We start from the raw sequence: 19329 nt of genomic DNA, 5'->3' as shown, positions 1-19329 counted from the left end.
CACCGCCACAACCCGGCGGCTGAGCTGCAGATCCACGAGGAAGTCGGATCCGCCGTCTACCATTCCACCGATCGGCGCCCTCCCCATGGAAAGGACGAGACGTGAGTTACACCGCCGCTGACATCACCGAGCTCGACGATGTCCAGCACACCCGCCTGCGGCCGGCGGTCAACCTCGGTCTGGACATCCTGAACACCGCGTTGCGTGAGCTGATCGACAACGCGGTGGAAGAGGTGGCCGATCCCAGCCACGGCGGGTCGACCGTCACGATCACCCTGCATACCGACGGGTCGGTCAGTGTCGCCGATGACGGGCGCGGACTGCCGGTCGACACCGACCCGGCCACCGGTAAGAACGGCATCGTCAAGACCCTGGGCACTGCCCGCGCCGGCGGAAAGTTCTCCGCGCATGTCGACGCCACGAGCACCGGCGCCGGCCTGAACGGAATCGGGGCTGCAGCAGCAGTTTTCATCTCCGCCCGGACCGATGTCACGGTCCGCCGCGGCGGGAAGACCTATCTGCAGAGCTTCGGCGGCGGTTACCCCGGCGTGTTCGACGGCCAGGATTTCGATCCCCACGCGCCCTTCACCCGCGCCGACACCCGGAAACTCCAGGGCGTCGGCAACCGGAAGCCCAACGCGCACGGCACAACCGTGCGCATCCTGTTCGACCCGACCGTCGTGCCCGATTCCACGATGGACATCGGCGAGGTACTGCTGCGGGCGCACGCGGCGGCGCGCATGTCCCCCGGCGTGCACCTGTCCGTCGTCGACGAGGGCTGGCCCGGTGACGAGGTGCCTCCGGCGCTGCTCGAGCCGTTCGACGGCCCCTGGGGCACCGACACCCTGCTCGACCTCATGTGCACCGCTGCCGGCTCCCCCGCCCCGGTTGTCCGGGCAGCCGTGGAAGGCCGCGGCGAGTACACCACCGGACGCGGCCCGACACCGTTTCGCTGGTCACTGACGGCGGGTCCGGCGGAGCCGGCGACCGTGGCCGCGTTCTGCAACACCGTACGCACACCCGGTGGTGGATCGCATCTGACCGCGGCGATGAAGGGTCTCTCGGAAGCCCTGGCCGACCGGGCGTCGCGCATCCGCGACCTGGGTCTCGCCAAGGGCGAAGAAGGCCCTGAGGCACAGGATTTCGCGGCGGTCACCGCCCTGGCGGTGGACACCCGTGCACCTGACGTGTCGTGGGATTCCCAAGCCAAGACGGCGGTTTCGTCGCGCTCGCTGAACGTGGCGATGGCGCCGGATGTCGCTCGCAGCGTGACGATCTGGGCGGCCAACCCCGCCAACGGTGAGGCGGTGTCGCTGTGGACCAAGCTGGCGCTCGAATTCGCCCGGGCCCGGCGGAGCGCGGAGGGCGCCAAGGCGCGCTCGCGGGCGGCGTCGAAAGCCAAAGGGTTGGGCACCAATCTGTCGCTGCCGCCGAAACTGCTCCCCAGCAGGGAGACCGGCCGCGGCTCAGGAGCCGAGCTGTTCCTCTGCGAGGGTGACTCGGCGCTGGGCACCATCAAAGCCGCGCGCGATGCGACGTTCCAGGCGGCCTTCCCACTGAAGGGCAAGCCGCCCAATGTCTACGGCTTCGCGCTGAGCAAGGCACGCGCCAAGGACGAATTCGATTCGATCGAACGGATTCTCGGCTGCGGCGTGCGTGACAGCTGCGATCCCGAGCAGTGCCGGTACGACCGGATCCTGTTCGCGTCCGATGCCGATCCCGACGGCGGCAACATCAACTCGAGCCTGATCTCGATGTTCCTGGATTTCTACCGTCCACTCGTCGAAGCCGGCATGGTCTACGTGACGTTGCCGCCGTTGTTCGTGGTGAAGAACGGTGACGAGCGGATCTACTGTCAGGACGAATCCGAGCGCGACACGGCTGTGGCGCAGCTGAAGGCCACCTCCAAGAAGCGGGTCGAAGTGCAACGCAACAAGGGTCTCGGTGAGATGGACGCCGACGACTTCTGGAACACCGTGCTGGATCCCCAGCGGCGCACGGTGATCCGCGTCCATCCCGACCATGACGAGGCGAAGCTGCACCACACGTTGTTCGGTGGGCCGCCCGAGGGACGCCGCACATGGATGGCCGAGATCGCCGCCCGCGTCGACACCTCCGCGTTGGACCTCGACTAGGAGTACTGAAGTGTCTGCCATCCTGGACATCCCCGAACAGAATCCCGACCTGGTGCTCGATCAGAGCGCCGACGACTACTGGAATCACTACCAGCTGACCTTCGCGCTCTACAGCGTCAGCGACCGCGCCATCCCGTCGGCGTTCGACGGCCTCAAGCCGGGCCAGCGGCGTCTCCTCTACCAGATGCACGATTCACGGCTGCTCCCCGGCAACAAGCCGCAGAAGTCGTCGAAGGTCTGCTCGGCGGTCACCGGCAACCTGCACCCCCACGGCGGCGCGTCGATGTACGGGGCGGCGGCACTGATGGCGGCCGAGTTCCAGCGCGTGAAAGTCATTGACGGGCAAGGCGCATTCCCCCGCATCCAGGGTGACATCCCCGCTGCCGACCGGTACACCGAGATGCGGCTGTCGGCGCCGGGAGCGGCGCTGACCGCCGAACTCGACGACCACGCCGTGCCGATGGTGCCCACCTTCGACGGTGAATGGACCGAGCCGACGATGCTGCCGGCGCAGTGGCCGGTGCTGCTGTGCAACGGTGCCGTCGGCATCGCTGAGGGATGGGCCACCAAGGTCCCGGCGCACAATCCCCGCGAGGTGATGGCCGCCTGCCGGGCACTGTTGAAGACCCCCAACATGACCGACGACAGGCTGGTCAAACTCATCCCCGGCCCCGATTGGGGGTGCGGCGCCACCGTCGTCGGTACGAACGGCCTCCGGGAGTACATCACCACCGGCAGGGGCGCGTTCACGGTCCGCGGCACGATCCACGTCGACGGGAAGAACTGCATCATCACCGAGCTGCCGCCCGGGGTCGCGAGCAACACTGTGCAGGAACGGATCCGGGCGCTGGTCGAATCCGGCGAGATGTCGGGCGTCGCCGACATGTCGGACCTCACCGACCGCCGTAACGGATTGCGCATCGTGGTCACCGCCAAGCGCGGTCACAACGCAGAAGACATCCGCACGCAGCTGCTGGCCCTGACACCGCTGGAGTCGACGTTCGCGGCGAGCCTGGTCGCGCTCGACGAGAACCGCGTGCCCCGCTGGTGGTCGGTCCGTGACCTGATCGCGGCGTTCCTGACGCTGCGGGATTCTGTGGTGCTGCACCGCAGCGAGTATCGGTTGGAGAAGGTCACGGCCCGTCGGCATCTGGTTGCCGGCCTGATGACGATCCATCTGGACATCGACGCAGCGGTCGCGGTGATCCGCGGCTCAGACACCGTCGACGAAGCGCGCCAGGGGTTGCAGGAGCGGTTCGGCATCGACGCCGTGCAGGCCGATTACGTTCTGGCACTGCAGCTTCGACGCCTGACCAAGCTCGACGTCATCGAGCTGCGGGCCGAAGCGGAGAAGCTGGACGCCGAATTCGCGGCGCTGACCGAACTGGTGACCGACCCGGATGCCCGCCGGAAGGTGATCGACCAGGAACTCGTCGAGACCGCAAAGCTGTTCAAGGGGCCGGAATTCGATCGCCGCACTGTGCTCGATGCGGAGGCCACGCCCGTCACGGCGGGCAGCGACGAGGACGGCCCGCGCGAGCGCAAGGTCAACACCGCGTGGCGCCTCGACGACCGCGGGGTGTTCTCCGACAGCCACGGCGAGCTTCTCACGTCCGGTCTGGGCTGGGCGGTGTGGACCGACGGGCGGGTGAAGTTCACCAACGGGAACGGTCTGCCCTACAAGATCCGCGACATCCCGGTGGCACCGGACATCACCGGGCTCGTGCGCTCGGGAGTGCTACCGGAGGGGTACCACCTGGCCCTGGTGACGCGGCGCGGCAAGATCCTGCGGATCGACCCGGCCGCGGTCAACCCGCAGGGAGCGGCAGGCAATGGAGTGGCCGGCGTGAAACTGTCCGGTGACGGCGACGAGGTGGTCGCCGCGCTACCGGTGTCTTGCGGTAACGGCGAGGCGATCCTGTCGTTGGCCGAAAAAAGTTGGAAGGTCACCGAAGTCGCCGACATCCCGGTCAAGGGTCGCGGTGGCGCCGGCGTCGGCTTCCATCCGTTCATCAAGGGTGAGGACGCGCTGTTGGCCGCGTCGATCTCGCCGACCGGCTATGTGCGGGGCACGCGGACGGTGCGCGCGGAAAACCGCGTCAAGGCGTCGATCAAGGGCTCGGGAAGCGACGTCGTACCGGCAGGCTGATCAGTCGCCGTACTGCCACGACCGGGTCCGCACGGGCGTCACGTAGATGTAGGCGGCGCCCGGCCTGGGCTCGGTGGGCAACTCGGCCTCGGGCACGCCGCGTCTGCGGGCGCCGTGGCGCGCGAGCTCGACGGCTTCCTCGCTGTCGCGGACGATGCGGGCGTGGCCTTGGATCATGACGCCGCGGATGTCGGACATGGTGGAACCGTCTTCGAGCATGATGCTCACCTTCGGATCGCGTTCCACGTTCGCCACCTTGTGCGTGCCGTCGCGAACACCCATGACGACGTCGTCGCCTATGCGGAAGTAGCCCAGCGGCACCGTGTGGGGGAAGCCGTCCTCGTCGAGGGTGGTCAACGCCGCCCACCCGGGGCGGCTGTCGAGGAAGGCCTTGATCTCGTCGTCAGTGAGTGTGCGTGGCATGACCTCGAGATTACTTGTCGCTTTTCCTTCACAGCTTGTTCCCAGCGTGGTTTGCTGGATGGGCCGCAGGAGGTGCGCGATGGTGCGTGAAGATCATATTGGCCGTGTGGGTGCATTAGCCGTTGCATTGGGAATTGGTTGGGCGGTCGTCGGATTGGCTGGAGAGGCGCAAGCCGAGCCGGACGGGGCGAACGCATCGGCCGGTACGTCGCAGCGCGCCGACGCCCGGGCTGACCGCGGCACCAAGGTCGCCGACAGGCCTTGGCGCGGCAGAGCCCGCGCGAGCACCGACTCTGACGACGGCGCCTCCCCGAAGAAGCAGCGTACGGGCGCGACGCGAAACCCAAGGGCCGCAGAGACGTCCGGTGAGACCGACGTGCCCGTCCCGCAGAGGGCCAAGGGCGCCACCGCACAGAGAACCCTCTTCTCGCCGAAGCCAGCCCGGGTGCCCGGGAACAGCCCGGGCGCCCCGGCCGCCTCGTCGCTGTTGTGGACGATGCTGGGCTCGGCCCGGCGAGACGTCGGCGACGTCCAGGCTGCTGTCGGGTCCTCCGAGCTTCCCGGGGAGGCAGCCGAGGCCCCCGTGGTCGCTGCGAACGGCACCGCGTATCAGGTGACCCGCGAGGTGAGCGCGCCAGGCAAGTCGACCACCCACGTCTTCGTCCTCGACAACAATGCGCAGGTTGTCGCGAGCAGCGATGACATCGCCGGGTATCCCTTCTACGGTGCGGCGCGCCCTGACGGGACGCTGGTCGTCATCACCTCCAACCAGCGCGGCAGCCGCTCCACCGTCTCCGCGGTCGACAGCTCCGGTGCCGTCACCACGATCGCGATGATCAAGGGCGCGCCGGACAGGAAGATCCGCATCGGGGCAGACGGCGCTCTCTACGTCAGCACCGATGTGCCCACCTTCGGACTCCCGGGAGCGACCCGTCCCTACCGGTTGGTGCGGATCTCCTCGAGCGACACCGTGCAGGTGCTGCCGCACGACACCGCAGTCGAACTCAGGCCCGACGGGAGCGCTTACCTGGTCTCCACGCAGGGCGGGTTCTCGTCACTGCGGGTCATCCCGGCGGCCGGGGCGCCGAAGTCCATCACGCTCCCCTACGGTTCGGACCCGAGCGACCCGATCGTCGGCGACGACGGCACGGTCTACGTCACCGCCGGGGTGAAGGGGCTGTTCGGCAGCAAGAGCACCCGCGTCTACACCGTCACCGGAACGTCGAGCACGGTGCGGTCCGTCGACGGGCTTCCCGGGCGGACCGTGGTCACGCCCGGCGGCGTCTACCTCGAGACGTACACCTACCCTGGCTCGAGCGACGACGGCACCGGGACGACGCTCGTCTCGAAGATCACCGCGACCACCGTAGACACCTCGGACGTGATCGACGGCCGCATCGCCAGTTTCCTCATGCAGGTCGCCGCGGATGGCACAGTCTTTGCGCCCCTGGCGCTTCCGGTGTCATCGACGACCACCCCGGTGGCGATCGTCGCTCCCGACGGCACCGTCAGCATCGTCACGCTGCCCGGGTCCCCGGCGCAGCCGAGCTCGCCGGGCCGCGAGAGCACGGTGTCGCCCGCGACGGCGACTGTGGGTTACGTGAACTACATCGCGGGTGGAACCGAGCACGTGGCGGTGCTGAACACCGACGGCACGCTCGCTCGGACAGTCGACCTGCCGGCAGGTGCGTCCGGGAGCTCTGTGGTGTTCGGCCCCGACGGCTCCCCGTACCAGCTGTTGCGATACACCGGGCCTGATGGGTTCATCGTTGCCAACCAGGTACTCGCGCTGACGACCGACACGTTGACGACACAAGTGCCCGGTTCTGTGGGGTACGTCGAGTTCGGTCCGGACGGAACCGGCTATTTCCGTGTCCAGGCGAGTAACGGCGCACAGAGCATTCTGGGCTTCGATTCGGCAGGAAACACCGTCATCCCGCTCAGCGAGTTCAACAGTCTGACGGTCGTCTACACGGAAGACCTTGAGCAGCAGGTGTTCACGTTCGCCCCCGACGGCACCGCGTATGTCATCAACAACGACGTCGGCCCTACCGCAAGCGTGTACGCGCTGACGCCGTCGGGCGCGCAGAAGGTGTTGGAAGCAGCGGGCAGATCCAATACTTCGCAGAGCTTCCTCTCGGAGTTCACGCCGGACGGGATCGCATACGTCAAGCTCGGGACCGCCACCCAAGACACGCTGGTCTACAGCTTCTCGGCGCTGACCGTCGCCTGACGGGGCGTCGGCGTCCGAATCGCACTGTAGGCCTTGTCGACTCGACCAGCACTCCGCGGCGCCGGCAACGACGAGTTCGAGTGCGCCCCGGAACCGTCGTCGGCCTGCGCACGGTCCTACCCCACGCCGATGCGTGTCAGGTCAGATCGCAGATGCCCCACGCGGCCGCTCTAAGGGGATAGCCCACCGTCGGTTCGTGTCGACGCTAGATTTGCTTCATGGCTTCGACTTCCGGTCCGACTGCGCGCGAGACACGTCGGATACAGACCCGTGAGCGCCTCATGGGCGCGGCGATCGCCGAATTCAAGCATTCGGGGGTGGCGGCGGCCGACGTCGCCAGCATCGTCGCCGCGGCCGGGGTAGCTCACGGCACCTTCTTTTTTCACTTCCCCACCAAAGAGCACGTGCTTCTCGAGCTCGAAGGACGAGAGGAGGCCCGCATCGCCAAAGAACTGACTCGCTTCGCCGAGTCAGCCCCGAACCTCGAATCTGTGTTGAGAAAAGCCGTCGATCTCATCACCAGCCTTGAGCGGCGTCTGGGTCCGATACTGTTCAATGATTTTCTCGCGCTGCATTTCTCGCAACGCAGACCCGCGACCGATGAGCTCGAGTCTCACCCTCTCATCGAAGAGGTCACTCGGGCGATCGAGGAGGCCCGCCTCGCTGGTTCCATCGATCGCTCCGTCGATGCCGCCAATTGCGCGATCTTCTTCCTGCTCGGCTTGTACGCACTGCTGATCACAACAGACCAGTGGCCTTCGCAGGAAGCGATGATCGATGACTTTCTCCATCGAACACTTCGCAGCCTCGCACCCACCTGAACCGGTTGACCGATTGCAATCGGTGACTATAGTCAGTCACCATGAACCTGCCGAGCCGTGCTCGCGGCGGTGCTCGGACTCTTGCGCCTGCATCGTCGGGCCGCGGGTTGGCTGAACACGACGCGACGTCGCGAGCAGCGCAAAAGCAAGCGGACAAGTGGCTGATCTCCGGCAGCCTATTGATCGGGACCGCCGCACTCGGCATCTTCGGATTGCCGTTGTTCCTGCGAGGCCTATGGCTTCAACGCAAGGCGCAACGTGACGGACTCTCGGTTCGTCCGATACTCATCACGTTGATCGGCTACCTCGTCATCATCGACGCCGCGATCAACACCGTCGGATGGGCACTCGACCTCGTCGCCAACCACACGATTCTCGCCCGAATCCTGCTGAACGGCTGGGGCGCAATGTTCGACGCCGGCTACTTCTGGCACTACAACGAGCTGCTAATCGGCGGGGCCGCCGGCCCCGGCGAGAAAGCCATGGAAGTCGGCATGATCCTGACCGTCTTCACCATGCGAATCGCGGCGGCCATCGGGTTTCTGCAGATGAAGCGCTGGGGGCACCAATGGATGATCATCACCTGCTGGATGGGGATCCTGATCTGGTGCCTCTACGTGTTCAACATGACGATGTATGCCGACGTCCGCTTCGCCGGTGTCGTCCTCCCTGTTGTCGGCTGGTGGCTCTACGACATCTTCTACATCACCCCCTTCCTTGCCATCCCCTATCTCCATTCGGTCAACCGTGAGATCTTCACAGATTGATGACTGAAATCAGCGAACAACGGGCAACTGGGGTCTCTCGCGAGCACAGGCTGGCCCCACAGCCGGGAGCTTCGAGATCGGCATCTCGGTCCGACCAACAGAGGAGGTTGATATGGCGGGCTGGATCTGGGAAATCCTGCGGTACGTCGGCGCATGGGGCGGAACTGGACTCATCATCTGGTTCTGGTACTGGATGTTCTCCAACATCGGCACGTTCTGAGACGATTGTCGAAAAACGGTGTCAGATCTGATCGATGCGCAAGCCTCCACCATCGAGCGGAGCTGCGGTGTCACCGCTGTCGCGTTGAGCGACCAACGGCGAGCCGGTGTCCAGCTCGTCAGCGGCTCACATCGCGGGTTCTCGCTGAACACGGGGCTCGACGTCGTCTACGTGCCCTTCCCGCTGCCCGTGGCACATTGGTCACGCCACAGCTTGACCTGCGGGATAGCGCTGCAGTGCTCGCCGTCGAAGGAGCGAGTCACCAACTACCGCCTGAACGAACTCACAGCAAGGGAACTGGCCGCCCTCACCGTGGTGGAATCTCAGGTCGCCGTCGCGTGGGTGGCAGCTCACTGGCCGGGTCTGATGCCTGAAATCCACCGACTGATCGGCGATGTCGGCGACGCCGACCCCGACACCGACGCATCCCAGATGTTCGAGCAAGCCATCACCCTGGCCCGCAGTTCGGGGGCGCTGGTCATCGACCCTCTCTGCGGTCAACTGCCACTGGCGCACACCGCGCCACGCGGACTCTCAGACAAGCTGCGGCGATCGTTCGGCCGTTTACCGTGGGCGTCGCGCCAAAAGCGGACTCCGCAGCCACATTCCGTTCCGGTAGGTGGAGACGGCGGCGTGCGCAATCCGAATCTGCCGCCGCCGAGCCGGCCCGACGAGGACGATTTCGACGTCACTCCCGAGCACCGGCCAGGCATTCCCTATCCCGAGTGGAACGCATGGACGCATTCATTTCTGGTCGACCATGTCGCGGTCCTGGAGCGCTCGCGGGCGTTCGACGCGCAGCCACCCGGCCCGATCGCAGTCGACGTGCGCAAGTGGTTCCAGGAGAACACCCATCGCGGTATCCGCCGCGGTCTCGAAGACGGATCTGACATCGAGATCGACCAATATGTCCGGCATTACGTCGACGCCCTGACAGGTCATGCCGCTGAACCGAGATTCTTCCGCGAGCTGTCACCCACAGACAGAGACGTGGTGACCGCGCTGTTGTTGGACGGCAGCTCCTCGTTGGGAATCAACGGAGGCAAGCTCTTCCGATTGGAGCTCGAATGCGCTGACGCCCTGTCGCGCGCGATGACCGACGCGCGGCAACGGCACGGGATGTTCACGTTCACGGGGAACACCCGCCACCGAGTGCGCGTCGACTGCCTGAAGGATTTCAGCGACCGACGCTTCATCCCCCCGAGCCGGCTCGGGCTCGACGTCGGTGGCTACACGCGCCTCGGCGCGCCGCTCCGGCACATGACGAGCCGCCTTCTCGACCAGCCCGCCGAGCGTCGACTCCTCATCATCATCGGTGACGGTTTGATCTGTGATGAAGGGTACGAAGGTCGCTATGCCTGGGCTGACGCGGCGCACGCGGTCGAGGAGGCAGATGACGCGGGCGTGTCCCTGTACTACATCGGCGTCGGCTCGGTGCGCGTCGACCCGCTGCCTGAAGTGTTCGGGCAGCGGCGATCCCAGCGGATAGCACGTATGGAAGATCTTCCCCGAACGCTCGCTTTCGTCCATCGGGAACTGGTGGCCGCATGACCGTGCCCGAGCAGGATTACCAACCGAACGGCGCGGAAGTCGCCCTCTTCGAGCAGGCTTTCAGGCGGCACCTCCCCGTCATGCTCACCGGCCCGACCGGGTGCGGTAAGACCCGCTTGATCGAGTACATGGGCGCGCGGCTGCGGCGCCCCATCGTCACCATCAGCTGTCACGACGACCTGACCAGCTCCGACCTGGTGGGGCGATTCGTCGTCGCTGGTGGCGACGTGACATGGACTGACGGCCCCCTCACACGAGCAGTCAAATCGGGCGCGATCTGCTACCTCGACGAGGTCGTCGAGGCTCGACACGATTCGTTGGCAGTGCTGCACTCCCTCACCGACCACCGACGCACCCTGTATCTCGACAGGGCCGGCGAGGTGGTCACTGCCGCTGACGATTTCATGCTGGTGTGCTCGTACAACCCGGCGTACCGCAGTTCACTCAAAGAGCTCAAGCCGTCATTCCGGCAGCGCTTCGTCACAGTGCCTATGGACTACCTTCCACCCGAGCGCGAAGCGGACGTGGTTGCCGCCGAGACCGGTGTGCCCTTCTCTACCGCACAGCGGCTTGTCAACTGCGCCATCAGTATTCGGACAGCCGAGAAAACCTTCAATTTAGAGCCGCCATCCACCCGCGTGCTTGTGACGGCCGCCCACCTGATCGCCGCAGGCACTGATGAGATCGACGCGGTGGAGGCCTGCGTGCTGGCCCCGCTGTCCAATGACGGCGCCATCAACGAGGGGCTCCGGGAGGTCGCCTTCGCCAGCCTCGCCAGCACCTCCGCAAGCCGCCGGATCACTTAGGAAGGAAACCCCGCATGGTCGACCAACACGAGCGGAAACGCAAGAAGGCGCTCATCGTCCTCCAGATCGTCGTCTACGGCTATCTGCTGACGATGTTCGGAATCCAGCTGTACATGTCGTTCGCCAGGGGTTGGTGGGAACTGTGAACGGGCCCCTGGTGCGTCGACGCAGTACTTGGCAGCGGGCCGAGAACCCGCTGCCCGCAACCGGTCTGTCGAAGCATCATGGGAATTCGAAGGCGGCGCAGAAGCGGGCCGACAAGTGGATGATCGTCGGGGCTGGGCTGATGGGTATGTGGGCGCCGGGCATCATCGGTCTACCGATCTTCCTACGCGGTGTGTATCTCCAGCGCCAGGCCCTGCGATCTGGACTGTCGGTACGCCCCATGATCGTCACGCTCATCGGTTATCTCGTCCTCATCGACGGCATGCTCAACAGCCTCGGCTGGGCGCTCGACCTCGTTGCCAGCCACACCCTGATCAATCGCGTCCTGATGGTCGGCTGGGGGGCGATGTTCGACGCCGGATACTTCTGGCACTACAACGAAGGGTGGGTCGGAGGCGCCGCAGCACCCGGCGAAAAATCCATGGTGTTCGGGATGATCCTGACCGTCTTCGCCATGCGGTGCGCAGCTGCCATCGGCTTCCTGCAGATGAAGCGCTGGGGCCACCAATGGATGATCATCACTTGTTGGATGGGGATCCTGATCTGGTGCCTCTATGTGTTCAACATGACGATGTATGCCGACGTCCGGTTTGCCGGCGTCGTCTTTCCTGTCATCGGCTGGTGGCTCTACGACATCTTCTACATCACGCCATTCCTGGCGATCCCCTACCTACACACCGTCAATCGCGAAATCTTCACGGACTGAAGGAGTTCCCCGTGATCACCTCACCGGACACAACTGAAGACAAGATCGACGATCTGCCCCCCGGCACCACGCCCTACTACGCCCGCATGCACAAATGGATCAAACGAGCGGTGCTCGTCTGTCTCGTCGCCCTTGTCATCGAAGGTGCTTTCACCTTGCCGTTCATGGCGGTCTACTACGGTTACCCGACACTGAGTTTGACGCAGATCTGCAGCGAGTTACTCAAAGTCCGGTACTCGGACGACACGCTGGAGTGCCAAGTGCCCTACCCTGCTTTCGGGCCGCCCGAGGGCGCTGAGGGCAAGGACACCGCCAGGGACAAGTGGGGTATCCAACCGGTTCCTGAGTACAAGCGCATCGGATTCCGTGAGCTGGTGCGAAACTACCAAGAGCGCGAGGCGCGCAAGGCGGCCGAGGCAGGCCAAGAACCAGCCGGGACACCGTGATCCGCTCACGACCGCATACCGCCGCGCTGCGATCGCGTGTCAACGCGCGCCTGCACGCGCGGTGGATCCACGATCTTCGCAAGCAGCATCAATCCGGATTTCATCCGTTGCTGCTCCCCCACGGGATCAGTCGCCACGCCGCTGCCGACAGGAAACAGTGATGCCCGCACCACCGCACAGAATCATCCAATGGATGACCGGAGACGTCGGTCAGGTGGGGGTTCGACACTTCGCGTCGAACCCGTCGTTCGAACTCGTCGGTGTTCTGGTCCACAGCCCCGAGAAGGTCGGCAGAGACGCAGGGGATCTCGTCGGGATCCCGCCTACCGGCATCATCGCCAGCGACGATATCGACGCCGTGATCGGCCTCGACGCCGACTGCGTGTTCTACACACCCATCATCATGGATGTCGACACCGTCTGCAGAATCCTGCGGTCTGGCAAGAACGTCGTGACGACCGCGGGATTCTTCGCCCCCTCACCAGATTTCGCCGCATTGGGAGATCAGATTCGAGCCGCGTGTGTTGAAGGCCAAAGCTCGTTCTACGGCGGCGGGATACACCCCGGTTACGCCGGTGACCTACTGCCTCTGACACTCGCACGCGTAACCAACCGGATCGACAAGATCAGCGTCTACGAGGTCGTCAACATCTTGACCAATGCACCGGTCGATCACATCGACTGGATGGGCTTCGGTAAGGACCGCGAACTGTTCCTGAACGAGCCCACGATCCTCGGTCTCGGACTTCCCTTCTTCGCCCATTCGATGTACATGATCGCCGAGGGTTTGGGCGTCGTTCTCGAACGAGTCACCGCCGCCGACATCGACGTGGCCGTCGCGACCCACGACATCACCCATGACGACGGCGTCATCGCCTCGGGCACCGTCGCTGCGCAACACCACGAATGGACCGGTTGGGCGGACGGACGGCCGTTGATCGTCTTCCACGCCATCTACGTCGCAGCTTCCGCCGATCAGCTCAGTCCACCCTGGGACTGGGGAGGCACACGCTATCGCATCGTCATCGACGGTGACCCGCCCACCGAGCTGACCCTGCAGGGCGTTCGCGACGCCGACGGATCCCACAAGCATCCCGGCTACACATGGACGGCCATGGGTGCCGTCAACACGATCCCCGCCGTCTGCGCCGCAGCGCCCGGCTGGTACACCAACCTCGACCTCGGCCTCATCCAACCCCGCGGATTGGTACGGCGGTGACACGTCCAACGGCACCGCGCCCCAACGGCAACGGCGTCGACACCGTCGTCATCGACATCCCTGACACCGACGCGGACGAAAGGGTCACCGACCACGAGCGCACTGACGCGCTTTCGCCAGAGCTTCGCCGGTGAAGGTTCCTAACTGCACGAGATCGACCAGTCGGTACTCGGCCTGCCCCTGACTCTGCTCTTCACCAATGTGAACCAACCCGGGTGACCCGTGAGGAACGATGACGATGACCAATGCGCTCAACGTCTTGGACGCAGACCTGCCCGTGCTGGAGTACGGATTCACCGACACTCCGCAGGACGTCGAAGGTCAGTTCCGTGAGGCCCAGCGACGCGCGCCGATCGCCCGTGGACCCATTGGTCCCGAGGTGCTCTCGTACGATATGGCCAGGGAAGTCTTGCGCGACCCGCGATTCACCATCCCGCCCGGCATCCACCTGTCGGCTCACGGAATCACCTCCGGCCCGCTCTGGGACCGGGTCACCCGCAGCATCCTCAACATGGAGGGCGAGGAACACCGGCGACTGAGGAGCCTCGTCTCGCGAGCATTCACGCCGCGGGCGACGTCCCGCCTCGACAGCACCATCCACGCCGTCATCAACGAACTCTTCGACGCCGTAGAAGATGCCGGGCGATGCGAGTTCGTCGCCGACGTCGCGCGGCCCTACCCCATACCGGTGATCTGCGCGCTGCTGGGTGCGCCGCGCGAGGACTGGGAGCAGTTCTCCCGATGGGCGGAGGACATCTTCAAGATCGTCAGCTTCGACTGTGACCTCGCCGAGGAACAACCCGTCATTCTGCAGGCCTGGGGCGAGTTCGACGAGTACCTGGACGAAATGATCGCCAAGAGGCGACGAAGCCTGACCGACGACCTACTCTCTGAGCTCATCCGTATCGAGGACAGCGGCGACCGCCTCAGCGCAGAAGAACTGCGAATGTTGGCGTTCTCCATCCTCATTGCGGGTACCGACACCACACGAAATCAGCTCGCAGCTTCGATGCAGGTGCTCTGCCAGCATCCCGATCAGTGGACCATGCTGCGTGACCGACCCGAGCTCAGCATGCGCGCCGTCGAAGAGACGATGCGCCATTCGCCATCGATGTGCAGCACTGTGCGGACAGTGAACCAAGACACCGAAATCGACGGCTTCGGTTTCCCTGCTGGCACGTTCATCCTGGTCAACACCTTCGCCGCCAACCGCGACAGCACGGTGTACGACGAGCCGGCCCGCTTCGACATCACCCGCGCGGATCCACCGCCCATCCTGACATTCGGCGGCGGCGTGCACTATTGCCTGGGCGCCAACCTCGCGAGACGCGAGCTGGCCGAGGCCTTGAGCATCCTCGCGGCGCGCCTCGACGTACCCCGATGCGCCGGACCTGTTCCCTGGAAGCCCCTTCTCGGCCTCAGCGGCCCGACCGCTCTGCCATTGGAGTTCGGACTGTGACTTACAAGATCGAACCTGCTGTACTGCAGCAGATCGCGCGGACTGTGGCGGCTTCGGCTTCAGACAGCGACGACGCGGTAGCACGCACGATCAGGCTCTTGGCGGCGGAGTATCCCGCGTTGGTCACTGACGCCCCCGGGCGCTGGGTGGCCAGCAAAGCCGGCGGCATTTTGGGCAAAGTACGATTCCTTCACGCCAGCGCGCGAGAGTACATCGTCATCTTCGGATCCCCGACGGGAACGCAGGGATTCTCTGGACGCTACCGGCACATCGACATTCACAAATTCCTGTTGGCAGGCCAAATAGATTCCTACGACTTGGAATCCGACAGCACTGCTGCGCTGCCCTCCCTGTATCCAGGGGAGGGCACGTGCCTGCGGCGTGGCGAGGCTCGCGGACTCACGATCCACCCCGGCTCGTGGCACCTCGAGTACGGACGGGGTGCGGTGCTGACCACCGTTCCGTTCGCCATGGTGGACACGCTGCTGCTGTCGCTGGAACTCACCTCTGTCCGACGTTCGACTGCGGAGTTCGTCCGGCTCATCCGAGATCGAGCTGGTGAACCGTCCCCTGGACCCAGAGTTCCTCGTCAGACTAGGTAAAGGGCGGTGATGGTTCCGCCCACGACGAGCAGCCACACGTCGGCGAACAGTCTGAGCCAGGTCGGACCGGTTCTGACGTCCATGAAGTGGCTGATGATCAAATGCACCTTGACGAACGCGATGACTAGCACCACGAGCGCGACGATTGAGGTCGCGCGGCCACCCAGGCTTCGCTCGGCATGTCCGAGCAGCCAAGTGATGACGGTGACTGCCGAGAGGACGAGCCACACCAGGGTCAAGCGGCGGGTCTCCGTCATCAGGACCTCAGCACATAGAGCAGCGCGAAGATGATCACCCAAAGAAGGTCCACCATGTGCCAGAAGGTGGTGGCCTGCTCTATCACCGTCACTCGCGGTACGCGGCGAACGCGCAGATGCTGTAACGCCACTGCGATGATCGCGATGCCCATGATGACGTGGAGCATGTGCAACCCAGTGAGTGCGAAATAGAACGCCATGAACGTTCCGCTGTTGAAGGTGTCGCCGGCGTGCACCTCGTACCACCACTCGGCGAGCTTGACCACGAGAAAAACAGCGCCGCAGGTCGCCGTCATGGTGAGGTAGCGCGCGCTGCCGGCCCCCTGTCCCGACCGCGCCGCGAGCACAGCCCGCGCTGCGAACCAGGAACTCAACAGCAGCAGGAGCGTGTTCAGCACGCCGACGTCGAGCAGCAGATTTCGTTGGGCGTCATCGAACGCGGTGAGCTCACGGTCGCGAAAGATCATGTAGGCAACGAAGTACGCGCCGAAAATGATCATGTCGCCCAAGACGAAAAACCACATGGCGCCATCGCCTGGCAGATGTCGCCTGCGGGAGCGTTCGTGGTCGGTGTCGTCTGCCACCGCGGGCCCCAGGCCCGTCATGCGGGCTTTCCGACCGGTTGCCGGGCGATCGCCTTGTTCAGGACGTAGAACTGACACACCTGCCAGAACACGTACACAACTGTGTTGATGTAGAAGGCCATCAATCCATTCCATGCGAACGGGCCCGAGTGGAAGTTGAATACGACGCCGGCGAGGAACTCCGTGACGATCTGCCAGATCGTGGCATAGCCGAACCATTTCGGGTAGATGCGGTTCTTGTCGAGAAGGATGGCGGCGCCGAGAATCGCCCACGCTGCTGCAAAGCACCCCAGCGACCCGATGTAGGAGAGAAACGCCATGTCGTAGAGGACGGTCAACATCTCCGGTGAGCGGTCCGGCCGCAGGACGGCAGTCAGGAATGCAAATGCGCCCCAGAGGAATCCGGGCGTGGAACCGACTGCGAGCGCGGCGATGAAAGCGTACGAGAATGCGGGGTGAACCGACATCCGCCTGATCTGATAGGCGATCAATCCGTTCGCCGTGCCGACAAACCCGGCCACCACCATCAGCAGCCCGAACCCGATCTTGATCCCGAGGGCGTGGTCGTCGAAGAACGCCGCGATCTGCTCCGGTGTGATGTCGGGCCTGCGAGGCGGCATCAGACGTGTCAGCGGAACGTAGATGATGCCTTGGATCGCATAGAACGCCGGGATCGTCCACCAGACCACCCACAGGTCGATCTTCGGGCGACCGAACAGACCTCGCCGCGCCGGTGTAGACGTCGGCGGCGGTACGGTGCGTGTCACAGGACCAGCTCACCGACCGGCTCATCGCGCGCCTCCCGGGCCTGCCGGAGTACGGCTCGACGGAGCACGACGAACATGACGCTCATGTAGATCACCAACGCCGCTAACTTCAACCAGAAGGACAGGAGACCGTCCCAGGCGAAGGGGCCAGTTGTGACGACTGCCGCACCGGCGGCGGGGACCATCGCGACGGCGATGAGGACCGCGAATGGCGCGACCCACCGTGGCAGGATGGGGTCCTCGCGAGAATCGAGGACAACGGCCAACGCCAAGCAGAGGTTCTGCACGCAGAGCATTCCCACCGGCGCGACGAAGATCATCCACGCCATGTCGTTGAGGAGCTGGGTCAACTCCGGATTGCGTTCCGGCCGAAAGGCCGCCAGCAGCCACATGATGTCGGCCATGGCGAACACCGTGGCGCCGCTGGCCGCCGCGGTCAGATAGCAGTACCCCAGAACCCGACTCGGTGTCGCCATTCGTTGCATCTGGGCAACGACGACGCCGGTGAACGGGAGCAGCATCACGCCGAAGAGGTTGAAGACGATCATGCTGAATCGCACGCCCGCCGAGTGGTCCCGATAGAAGTCAGCGACCTGCTGTGCGGACATCGCCGGAGACATGGGCGGCAAGAATCCCGGAAAGGCGATGAAGGCGATCAGAAGAACCGCCGCCATGACAGGCAGAGACCACAGGCACACCAGTTGCGTTCGCACCACGTACCATGTTGGCGCGCGTGATGTTTCGGCAATCTGATCGCTCACCGGACCACCCCGATCATGAAGTTCCCCTGGGTTCATCTGACGTATGACTGACTTGCGTCGACCGAAGGCACCGTTGCTGGCGAAGTCGCGGTCCGAACGGTCAATGGAGGCAGCAGGTGAGCCGGCGGGATGTCTTCCAGGGCGATGAGCCCCGGCGGTGCCGCACACACCCATTCGAGCGCATTGAGCGCCCGAGCTGCCGTCGACATACAGGCAGCATCAGTGGTGTCGAACCGGGGATGCGATATGTGCGTGTCGATTTCGACGCTGGGTTCGCCATCGACGAGCACCCGATGGACTCCCGTCCTACCCTCGGGCGGATACACCCAGTCAGGCGCCGCCGCTGCGGTGAGGCGGGTGACGTGCTCGATGGTGATGACGGGCCGCCCCTTCACCACACCCTCGACGGCGAAACGCACGGCCGCACGCCGGCCCGGCTCGACATCCATCATCGTGCACCGTATGGGCGTCGGGGTGTACCAGCTCTCGGTCCGCTGTTGCACTCCGTCGAGTTCCAGACCCATCAAGTCGGCCAGTCGACGCACCTGGCCACCCCACATGAACTCGACGATCCCAGGCTGGAACAGCATGGGTGTGTCATCGTCGTGGGCCTGATTGAATCCCATCGAAGCGCCGGTGAACTCCGCGTCGTCGTAGTTGGCGTAGTCGAAGATCTCCTGCACCGTGATGGACCTCGCTGCAGTCGTCAGGCTGAGTGCGGTGTGCGCCAACGTGTCTGCCGAGTACCCGGGGTCGACCCCGTTGACGAACAATGAAGCTCCCCCGGCCTCGCAGGCCTGCCGCAGCGGGTCGCGAAGCCAATCCTGAGCATGGCTGGGGGTGACCATCCACACCAGCGAAGTGCCTACGACGTTCGTGCCCGCCGACAAGAACGCGGCCATCTGCTCGAGCACCTCGAGTGGTCGCGTCTCCGCCTGGGCAGTGAACACAACACAATCGGCTCCCAGTGCGACCAGGGCGTCCAGATCATCGGTGGCGATGACGCCGGTGTTCTGCTCTGACCCGCAGAGCATGCCGGCGTCCTGGCCGACCTTTGCGCTCGACGACGCATGGACCCCGACCAGTTCGAGGTCTGGACGCTCGATGATGGCCCGCAGAGAATGCCGGCCGACATTGCCTGTCGAGAACTGAATGACCCTGCGCACGTTACTCCTCGGGTGGCCGGACAACCCACCCCTCGTCGCTACGAATTCTTTTAAATGACTATACTCAGTGACGAAAATCAGCAATAACGTTT

Annotated in this window: 20 protein-coding genes; 14 read left to right on the top strand and 6 right to left on the bottom strand. The window is 64.6% G+C overall.

Features of this window, described 5'->3' with window-relative positions:
• The first annotated feature begins 101 nt into the window (after positions 1-101).
• A complete protein-coding gene (locus ACZY1G_RS16885; RefSeq protein WP_463823045.1) occupies positions 102-2135 on the top strand; it encodes a toprim domain-containing protein in 2034 nt (677 codons plus the stop codon).
• A 10-nt stretch (positions 2136-2145) separates the two neighbouring features.
• Positions 2146-4284, top strand: coding sequence for a DNA gyrase subunit A (locus tag ACZY1G_RS16880; RefSeq protein WP_463823044.1), 2139 nt, complete (start codon positions 2146-2148; stop codon positions 4282-4284).
• Here the strand turns inward: ACZY1G_RS16880 and ACZY1G_RS16875 are convergent, their stop codons facing one another.
• Positions 4285-4707 carry a pyridoxamine 5'-phosphate oxidase family protein gene (locus ACZY1G_RS16875; protein WP_463823043.1) on the bottom strand — a complete coding sequence of 141 codons (423 nt, stop codon included), beginning with the start codon at positions 4705-4707 and terminating at the stop codon, positions 4285-4287.
• Between the two features lie 376 nt (positions 4708-5083).
• On the opposite strand from ACZY1G_RS16875, the gene ACZY1G_RS16870 reads away from it, so the two are divergent.
• From ACZY1G_RS16870 to ACZY1G_RS16815, 12 genes are all read left to right on the top strand, one after another.
• The gene (locus ACZY1G_RS16870) at positions 5084-6940 is read left to right on the top strand and encodes a hypothetical protein (protein ID WP_463823042.1); all 1857 of its coding nucleotides are present in this window, start codon (positions 5084-5086) and stop codon (positions 6938-6940) included.
• Positions 6941-7158: 218 nt separating this feature from the next.
• Positions 7159-7761, top strand: coding sequence for a TetR/AcrR family transcriptional regulator (locus ACZY1G_RS16865; RefSeq protein WP_463815949.1), 603 nt, complete (start codon positions 7159-7161; stop codon positions 7759-7761).
• Between the two features lie 41 nt (positions 7762-7802).
• Positions 7803-8528, top strand: a complete 726-nt coding sequence (locus tag ACZY1G_RS16860; RefSeq protein ID WP_463823041.1) for a hypothetical protein — start codon at positions 7803-7805, stop codon at positions 8526-8528.
• A gap of 238 nt (positions 8529-8766) precedes the next feature.
• Complete coding sequence (locus ACZY1G_RS16855) at positions 8767-10299, top strand: nitric oxide reductase activation protein NorD (protein ID WP_463815947.1); 1533 nt, start codon at positions 8767-8769, stop codon at positions 10297-10299.
• Entirely contained in the window at positions 10296-11105 is an 810-nt protein-coding gene (locus tag ACZY1G_RS16850; RefSeq protein WP_463823040.1) for an AAA family ATPase, read from the top strand. Before ACZY1G_RS16855 ends, ACZY1G_RS16850 begins: the two co-directional genes overlap by 4 nt.
• A gap of 14 nt (positions 11106-11119) precedes the next feature.
• Positions 11120-11251, top strand: coding sequence for a hypothetical protein (locus ACZY1G_RS16845; RefSeq protein WP_463815945.1), 132 nt, complete (start codon positions 11120-11122; stop codon positions 11249-11251).
• Entirely contained in the window at positions 11248-11976 is a 729-nt protein-coding gene (locus ACZY1G_RS16840) for a hypothetical protein (RefSeq protein WP_463815944.1), read from the top strand. The genes ACZY1G_RS16845 and ACZY1G_RS16840 overlap by 4 nt, the downstream gene beginning before the upstream one ends.
• Positions 11977-11987: 11 nt before the next feature.
• Entirely contained in the window at positions 11988-12422 is a 435-nt protein-coding gene (locus ACZY1G_RS16835; RefSeq protein WP_463815943.1) for a hypothetical protein, read from the top strand.
• A gap of 160 nt (positions 12423-12582) precedes the next feature.
• The gene (locus ACZY1G_RS16830; protein WP_463815942.1) at positions 12583-13641 is read left to right on the top strand and encodes an NAD(P)H-dependent amine dehydrogenase family protein; all 1059 of its coding nucleotides are present in this window, start codon (positions 12583-12585) and stop codon (positions 13639-13641) included.
• Complete coding sequence (locus ACZY1G_RS16825) at positions 13638-13775, top strand: hypothetical protein (RefSeq protein WP_463815941.1); 138 nt, start codon at positions 13638-13640, stop codon at positions 13773-13775. Before ACZY1G_RS16830 ends, ACZY1G_RS16825 begins: the two co-directional genes overlap by 4 nt.
• 98 nt (positions 13776-13873) lie before the next feature.
• Positions 13874-15100: a cytochrome P450 gene (locus ACZY1G_RS16820; protein WP_463823039.1), complete on the top strand. Its 1227-nt coding sequence runs from the start codon at positions 13874-13876 to the stop codon at positions 15098-15100.
• A complete protein-coding gene (locus ACZY1G_RS16815) occupies positions 15097-15702 on the top strand; it encodes an isomerase (RefSeq protein ID WP_463823038.1) in 606 nt (201 codons plus the stop codon). The genes ACZY1G_RS16820 and ACZY1G_RS16815 overlap by 4 nt, the downstream gene beginning before the upstream one ends.
• On the opposite strand, the gene ACZY1G_RS16810 is transcribed toward ACZY1G_RS16815, so the two are convergent.
• The 5 genes from ACZY1G_RS16810 to ACZY1G_RS16790 form a co-directional block, all read right to left on the bottom strand.
• On the bottom strand, positions 15690-15959 hold the full coding sequence (locus tag ACZY1G_RS16810; protein ID WP_463823037.1) for a cytochrome C oxidase subunit IV family protein: 270 nt from the start codon (positions 15957-15959) through the stop codon (positions 15690-15692). The two genes, ACZY1G_RS16815 and ACZY1G_RS16810, sit on opposite strands and share 13 nt — an antisense overlap.
• Positions 15959-16543, bottom strand: a complete 585-nt coding sequence (locus tag ACZY1G_RS16805; RefSeq protein ID WP_463823036.1) for a cytochrome c oxidase subunit 3 — start codon at positions 16541-16543, stop codon at positions 15959-15961. Before ACZY1G_RS16805 ends, ACZY1G_RS16810 begins: the two co-directional genes overlap by 1 nt.
• Before the next feature lie 17 nt (positions 16544-16560).
• Entirely contained in the window at positions 16561-17310 is a 750-nt protein-coding gene (locus ACZY1G_RS16800) for a hypothetical protein (protein WP_463815937.1), read from the bottom strand.
• Entirely contained in the window at positions 17307-17984 is a 678-nt protein-coding gene (locus tag ACZY1G_RS16795; protein ID WP_463815936.1) for a hypothetical protein, read from the bottom strand. Before ACZY1G_RS16795 ends, ACZY1G_RS16800 begins: the two co-directional genes overlap by 4 nt.
• A 119-nt stretch (positions 17985-18103) precedes the next feature.
• Positions 18104-19237: an NAD(P)H-dependent amine dehydrogenase family protein gene (locus ACZY1G_RS16790; protein WP_463815935.1), complete on the bottom strand. Its 1134-nt coding sequence runs from the start codon at positions 19235-19237 to the stop codon at positions 18104-18106.
• Positions 19238-19329: the final 92 nt, after the last annotated feature.

It is taken from the genome of Mycobacterium sp. IDUB_5, assembly GCF_055419565.1.
Note: the sequence above shows the minus strand (reverse complement) of the source record. Positions and strands in the feature narration are given on the sequence as shown.

Excerpts from the sequence above, each read along its gene's own strand:
- ACZY1G_RS16845 (WP_463815945.1), top strand. The coding sequence starts at position 11,120 with ATGGTCGACCAACACGAGCGGAAACGCAAGAAGGCGCTCATCGTCCTC.
- ACZY1G_RS16810 (WP_463823037.1), bottom strand. The coding sequence starts at position 15,959 with ATGACGGAGACCCGCCGCTTGACCCTGGTGTGGCTCGTCCTCTCGGCA.
- ACZY1G_RS16820 (WP_463823039.1), top strand. The coding sequence starts at position 13,874 with ATGACGATGACCAATGCGCTCAACGTCTTGGACGCAGACCTGCCCGTG.
- ACZY1G_RS16850 (WP_463823040.1), top strand. The coding sequence starts at position 10,296 with ATGACCGTGCCCGAGCAGGATTACCAACCGAACGGCGCGGAAGTCGCC.
- ACZY1G_RS16865 (WP_463815949.1), top strand. The coding sequence starts at position 7,159 with ATGGCTTCGACTTCCGGTCCGACTGCGCGCGAGACACGTCGGATACAG.
- ACZY1G_RS16860 (WP_463823041.1), top strand. The coding sequence starts at position 7,803 with ATGAACCTGCCGAGCCGTGCTCGCGGCGGTGCTCGGACTCTTGCGCCT.
- ACZY1G_RS16830 (WP_463815942.1), top strand. The coding sequence starts at position 12,583 with ATGCCCGCACCACCGCACAGAATCATCCAATGGATGACCGGAGACGTC.
- ACZY1G_RS16875 (WP_463823043.1), bottom strand. The coding sequence starts at position 4,707 with ATGCCACGCACACTCACTGACGACGAGATCAAGGCCTTCCTCGACAGC.
- ACZY1G_RS16795 (WP_463815936.1), bottom strand. The coding sequence starts at position 17,984 with ATGGCGGCGGTTCTTCTGATCGCCTTCATCGCCTTTCCGGGATTCTTG.